7 protein-coding genes and 1 pseudogene are annotated in these 5,329 nt (G+C 71.4%); 5 read left to right on the top strand and 3 right to left on the bottom strand.

What is annotated here, in order from left to right; genetic code table 11:
- The first annotated feature begins 112 nt into the window (after positions 1-112).
- Together ABZ826_RS38840 and ABZ826_RS38835 are read left to right on the top strand one after the other, a co-directional pair.
- Positions 113-1,438 (top strand): BTAD domain-containing putative transcriptional regulator, encoded by a 1,326-nt coding sequence (locus ABZ826_RS38840; protein WP_361459243.1) that lies wholly within the window; start codon positions 113-115, stop codon positions 1,436-1,438.
- On the top strand, positions 1,408-1,959 hold the full coding sequence (locus ABZ826_RS38835) for a hypothetical protein (RefSeq protein WP_361459241.1): 552 nt from the start codon (positions 1,408-1,410) through the stop codon (positions 1,957-1,959). Before ABZ826_RS38840 ends, ABZ826_RS38835 begins: the two co-directional genes overlap by 31 nt.
- 62 nt (positions 1,960-2,021) lie before the next feature.
- Here the strand turns inward: ABZ826_RS38835 and ABZ826_RS38830 are convergent, their stop codons facing one another.
- Together ABZ826_RS38830 and ABZ826_RS38825 are read right to left on the bottom strand one after the other, a co-directional pair.
- Positions 2,022-2,321 carry a hypothetical protein gene (locus tag ABZ826_RS38830; RefSeq protein WP_361459239.1) on the bottom strand — a complete coding sequence of 100 codons (300 nt, stop codon included), beginning with the start codon at positions 2,319-2,321 and terminating at the stop codon, positions 2,022-2,024.
- 331 nt (positions 2,322-2,652) lie between these two features.
- Positions 2,653-3,297 (bottom strand): 4'-phosphopantetheinyl transferase superfamily protein, encoded by a 645-nt coding sequence (locus ABZ826_RS38825; protein ID WP_361459237.1) that lies wholly within the window; start codon positions 3,295-3,297, stop codon positions 2,653-2,655.
- A gap of 327 nt (positions 3,298-3,624) precedes the next feature.
- On the opposite strand from ABZ826_RS38825, the gene ABZ826_RS38820 reads away from it, so the two are divergent.
- Complete coding sequence (locus ABZ826_RS38820) at positions 3,625-4,515, top strand: hypothetical protein (protein WP_361459235.1); 891 nt, start codon at positions 3,625-3,627, stop codon at positions 4,513-4,515.
- On the opposite strand, the pseudogene ABZ826_RS38815 reads toward ABZ826_RS38820, so the two are convergent.
- A pseudogene (locus ABZ826_RS38815) lies at positions 4,458-4,616 on the bottom strand (BTAD domain-containing putative transcriptional regulator); the annotation flags it as partial. The gene ABZ826_RS38820 and the pseudogene ABZ826_RS38815 sit on opposite strands and share 58 nt — an antisense overlap.
- Positions 4,617-4,705: 89 nt before the next feature.
- Between ABZ826_RS38815 and ABZ826_RS38810 the strand changes: the two are divergent.
- Together ABZ826_RS38810 and ABZ826_RS38805 are read left to right on the top strand one after the other, a co-directional pair.
- Positions 4,706-5,011: a transposase gene (locus ABZ826_RS38810; protein WP_361459233.1), complete on the top strand. Its 306-nt coding sequence runs from the start codon at positions 4,706-4,708 to the stop codon at positions 5,009-5,011.
- 80 nt (positions 5,012-5,091) lie between these two features.
- On the top strand, positions 5,092-5,329 hold a 238-nt coding region (locus tag ABZ826_RS38805; protein WP_361459245.1), incomplete at its 3' end, for an IS3 family transposase.

The following is a 5,329-nucleotide window of genomic DNA, read 5'->3' as shown; positions in this document are numbered from 1 at the left end:
GCTGCCTGCCCCTACCCCTCCGCAATCATGCCCCGCATACGAAGAAGCCCCTGCTCATCGAACAGGAACTCCCTTTGCCACAACGCACTCAGACCTGAAAGGGGTTTGCCGCATGGACTTCCGGATTCTCGGGCCGGTGGAGGCCCGGCGTGACGGGGACTGGATCGCGTTGTCCGGTTCCAAGGTGCGCACGGTCCTCGCCGCGATGCTGCTCGCGCACGGGCGGGTCGTCTCGGACTCCCGGCTCGGCGCGCTGCTGTGGGGGTGGGACCCGCCGGTCACCGCGAGCGCGCAGATCTATACGTACATGTCGCGGCTGCGCAAGCTGCTCGGCGACGAGGTCGAGATCGTACGGCGCCAGCCCGGGTACGTTCTGCGGGCGCCCGGGGCCCGTATCGACGTCGTCGAGTTCGAACGGCTCGGCCGGCTCGGCCGTCAGGCGCTGCGGGAGCGGCGTCACGCCGACGCGCAGGCCCTGCTGACCGAGGCGCTCGGGTGGTGGCGTGGTCCGGCCCTGTCGAACGTGACCGAGTTCCTCCTGGAGGCCGAGCTGCCGCAGCTGGAGGAGGCGCGGATGCTGGCGCTGGAGAACCGCATCGAGGCGGATCTCGCGCTGGGCATGCACGAGCAGGTGACGGCGGAGCTGACGGGTCTCGTCGCCGAGCATCCCGTGCGGGAGCGGCTGCGTGCCCAGCTGATGACCGCGCTGTACCGGTGCGGCCGGCAGGCCGATGCCCTCCAGACGTACTACGAGGGACGCAAGGTGCCCGTCGATCAGCTGGGGGTGGGCCCGGGCGAGGCGCTCGGGGCGACGTATCAGGCCGTGCTGGTCGGGGAGCTGGGGTTGCGAGGTGCAGGGGCAGCGCGGGGGCGGTCCGATGTACCCGCCATGCTTCCGGCCGCGGAGGGTGGGGTCGTCGGCCGGCCCGCGGAACTGTCCCTGCTGACCGCGCGGTTGGCGACCTGGACGAATCGGCCCCGGTGCCTGCTGGTGACCGGGATGGCGGGGGTGGGCAAGACGGCGCTCGCCGTGCGGGCCGCCGAGGAGAGCTCTGGTCACTTCCCCGACGGTCAGCTCTTCGTCGAGCTGTGCCATCCGGACGGTACGCCCAAGGATGCCGGCGAGGTGCTGGTGCGGTTGCTGCGTGCACTGGGCGAGCCCGGTCTCGACGGGAACTTCCCGCGGGCCTGCGACCGCGACGAGCTGGTCCGGCTCTACCGTGCGCGGACCTCCGGCAAGCGGCTCCTCGTCGTCCTCGACGACGCGGTCGGCGACCTCCAGGTGGCGCCGCTGCTGCCCGCGAGCCCGCAGGCGGCCGTACTGATCACCAGCCGGACCCGGCTGGCCCGGGTGGCCGGGGCGGACACCGTGGTCCTCGCACCGCTGGACAACGACGAGTCCTGGCGATGCTGGCGGCGGCCGGCAAGGAGCGGCTGAGGGAGGACCCGGATGCCGCCGACGACCTGGTCGCGTACTGCGGGGGGCTGCCGCTGGCACTCGCCGTGGTGGGGGCCCGTCTCGCGGCACGGCCGTCGTGGCCGGCCAGTCGGTTCGCGGACCGGCTCGCAAACCCGGGCGAACGGCTCGCCGAGTTGTCCTTCGGCGATCTGGATGTGCGGGGGGTGTTGCTGCCGTCGGTGCGGCGCACGGCCGCCGACGGCCCACCGGCGCTCAGAGCTCTGTCCGGTGCCGGTACGGAGCCGTTCTCGGCCCGGGACGCCTCGGTGCGTCTCGCGATGCCGGAGGACGAGGCCGAACGGGTGTTGGAGTCACTGGTGGACGCCGCGCTGCTCGACCTCTCGGGGCTCGATCCGCAGGGGCTGCCGCTGTACCGGTGCCATGAACTGGTCCTCCTGTACGCGGCGTCGCTGGACCCGGCGGATCCGGCCGCCATCGGCCCGCTCCCCTCCGCTCGGCGCTCGCCGGCCGCGCACGACAGCGCCGCCGCGGTCGGGTGACCGCGGTGGCCGGGCAGAAGCCGTCTGCGTCGCTCGCCGGAAAGTCGCCGTTGTCCGTGGCGTCACCACGTTCCGCGGGTCCAGGAGTATGTCGGGATCTCGGGGACGAGTGCGGGGGCGATGGTCTCGCGGACCATGGTCCATGCGTCGGCGACGACGCGTTCGCGCGGTGGCCGGGCGGCGGGGCCGAAGGCGGTCGCGGTGAGCGCCCACATCGCGGCGACCGCGGCGGCGGCCCGGACTTCGGCGGACGGCTTGGCCGCAACGGCGCGGCCCCGGCCGACGTCGATACGGAAGCCGAGCTCGGCGGCCTGGGCGGCCCGCACCTCGTGGGCGACCGTGCCGTCGGGGCGGCCGAACACGGCAGCGGACAGGGGGTGTTCGTAGGCGGTACGGACCCAGACGGTGACCCGGACGCGCTCGCGCTCCTCCCCGCCGCCGCGCGCGTGGCGGGCCCGGGGTCCGCCTGCTCGACGACGGCGGCGAGTTCGGCGAAGTATCCGGTCAGTCCGGTGCCGTCGAGCTCCCCGGGGTCGTCGGCGCGCCGGCCGCGGTCGGTGAGCTCATCGGATCCGGTGGGTGCACCGGCTCTCCGGGCAGGTTCAATTCTTTTGAAGCCGGGCCGATCGGCGTGGCCGGCCCGGGGTGCCGGAGAGGCCGGGGTCACCAGGGCCGTCTCCAGGGGCTGTGTCGTCATGATGGTCGACTTCCTTCGGTGTGAGGCGCATCGGCCTCCTCGGGCGGGCCGAGTACGCAGTGGATGTGAACGGGCCCGGCAGGAGCGCCGCCGGACGGGCGGGCGATGGCGGCGGCGACCCGGTCGTTGAGCCGCAGGTCCTGCACCGACCAGACGGTGGTGCGGCCGGAGTGCGTGTGCAGGACGCGGACCGGTCCGTGACGGGCCGGCCAGGTCTCCAGCTGGTTCAGCGCGGTGCCCACCAGCCCCAGCCCGGCCGCCTTCACGACGGCTTCCTTGCGCGTCCAGACGCGGTGGAACCCCGCGTCACGTGCCGGTCCGGGCAGCAGCGACACCAGGTGGGCGCGTTCGTTGTCGGTCAGCACCGAGTCGTACAGCGAGGCCTGGCGCATGGGCCGTACCGCTTCGACGTCGACACCGAGGGCGTGTCCGTCACCGAGTGCGAAGACACCGCATCCCGCGGTGCGGGACAGGCTGATCGCCCACGGCACCTGGGGGTGTTCGATCACTGGCGGGCCGTGCCCGAAGTCCCCGCAGCCGGGGCACTGGCGCCGGCCCAGCTCGATGGACTGCGGTGCTACGAGCAGTAGTTCGGACAGGGCGCGGCGTGCCCCGGCCCTCGTGTGCACGAAGGCGGCCACGTCCTGCTCGGCCGGCAGGCTGAGCGCGCGGTGGAATTCTTCGGTGCCGAGCAGGGCGAGGTCGTCGGGGACGACCCGCTGCGGCGGCTGCCACCACCAGACATGGGCCGCACCAGCGAGGTCCGGTGCCCCGGGCGCTGCCCGGGAAGGCTGCTGGGTGCGGTGCTCTTCGGTTTTCCGTGTACGAACGCCATGGACTGTCCCCCTTCATGGTCCTTGTCGACCTCTCTCGGTTTCTCGTGGCTTCCGGTTCGTCCGCCCGGCTGACCGTGCGGACAGAAATGCCACGGTGCGATCGTCCGCCCGGCGGCTACGGGCCGTCTATATGTGCCAGCACTCGTCGCCGTCGCCGAGCAGCTGACCCCGAAGGGGTTCGCGGACGGCAGGATCGATGATCCCCGCTGGCTGGACGCCGCGCGTGATGCCTCTGTGGAGCTTCCACGCAGGCTGCTCGCGGCGCCGCGCGCGTTCCGTCACGACGCGGGCCCCGACGGGGTCCTGCTACTGCGCAACCTGCCGGTGGTGGCGGACGAGCCGCTGCTTCCGACGCCGGCCGTGAGGGGGTCGGTGGAGCGCGTTCCCACGGTCGCCGCTTCCGTCGTCACCACCGCGATGCTCCACCTCGGAGAGGTCATAGCATTCCGTAACGAAAAGACCGGCGCTCTCGTTCAGAATGTTGTTCCCGTGCCGGGGAGCGAGGCCTCGCAGAGTAATGCGGGTTCCGTTCTCCTCGAACTCCACAACGAGAACGCATTCCACGACAACCGCCCGGATTTCGTGGCTCTGCTGTGTGTGTGGGAGGACCCGGCGGGTAATACGAAACTGTGCACGTCGTCCATTCGCCGGGCGCTTCCGCTGCTCTCCGCGCAGGCCCGGGCGGTGCTCCGCGAGCCGCGGTTCCCGACCGAGCCGCCGCCGTCCCTCGATACCCTGGGCAGCGTGACGCCCGCCCACGCGGTGCTGAACGGCGATCCGAAGGACCCCAATGTGCTGGTGGACTTCCCCGCCCCCGGGCAGCCTGGGCGGTGGTCTCGGCGACGCAGCCAGGTTCAGCCCCGGACCGGCGCTCCAAGCGGTCAGCCGGACGCAGGAGTCGGGCACTCCATGGCCTCCGCACGCCGACCAGCCCGATACAGCGCCAGAATCCGGCGATACCGAGTCCGCTCACGCAACGGATTCTCCAGCACCACACCATCCAACTCGGACAACAACCCATAATGACACCCCAACGCCAACTCAACAGCAGTAGCGTCATCAAAAGCATTGAGCCGGTACTCCCCCAAACGGCCGGCCTCCTCCTCAACAAGAAGCCCCGACACCCCAGCAAGCGCAGGCCCCTGAAGTTCCCCCTCTGAGCTGGACAGCCTGATACTGGGACGGATGGGTCCCGGAGGAAGCAGTCCAGGTAGTGAGTAAGAAGAGCAACACGAGTAAGCGATACACGGCCGAGTTCAAGCGGGACGCGGTGGAGCTGGTCCGGTCCTCCGGGCGGACGGTGGCCGAGGTGGCCCGGGAGCTCGGGGTCAGTACCGAGGGCCTGCGCGGCTGGGTGAAGCAGGCGAAGATCGACCGGGGCGAGGGGCCGACGGGGGCGCTGACATCGGTGGAGCGGGAAGAGCTGGTCCGGCTGCGCCGGAAGGTCCGCGAGCAGGAGCAGAGGATCGAAGTGCTGGGAAAAGCGACCGCCTTCTTCGCGGAGCGGAAGACGAAGTAGCCGCGCGCTACGCGTTCATCGATGCGGAGAAGGCGAGTTCCGACAACCCGGGCGGTTATCCAGTGGCCTTCTTGTGCCGAGTGCTGCAGGTGCCCCGCGCCTCCTGCTACCGGTGGCGGGCGAGCAGGGCGGCGGCCGTGGAGCGGGCAGCGGGTGAGGAGGACCTCGTCGGTGAGATCCGGCAGATCCACGCCGAGTCCAGAGGTGCCTACGGAGCGCCGCATGTGACGGCGAAGCTGCGGCGCGCGGGCCGGCGCATCAACCGTAAGAGGGGTGGAGCGGCTGATGCGCGAGCACGACATCCGCGGGATCACCCGC

The sequence above is a fragment of the Streptomyces sp. NPDC047515 genome (genome assembly GCF_040643055.1).
Lineage (GTDB): Bacteria > Actinomycetota > Actinomycetes > Streptomycetales > Streptomycetaceae > Streptomyces.
The sequence above is the reverse complement of the archived record's forward strand: the minus strand, read 5'-3'. Positions and strand labels throughout refer to the sequence as shown.

Excerpts from the sequence above, each read along its gene's own strand:
- ABZ826_RS38835 (WP_361459241.1), top strand. The coding sequence starts at position 1,408 with ATGCTGGCGGCGGCCGGCAAGGAGCGGCTGAGGGAGGACCCGGATGCC.
- ABZ826_RS38840 (WP_361459243.1), top strand. The coding sequence starts at position 113 with ATGGACTTCCGGATTCTCGGGCCGGTGGAGGCCCGGCGTGACGGGGAC.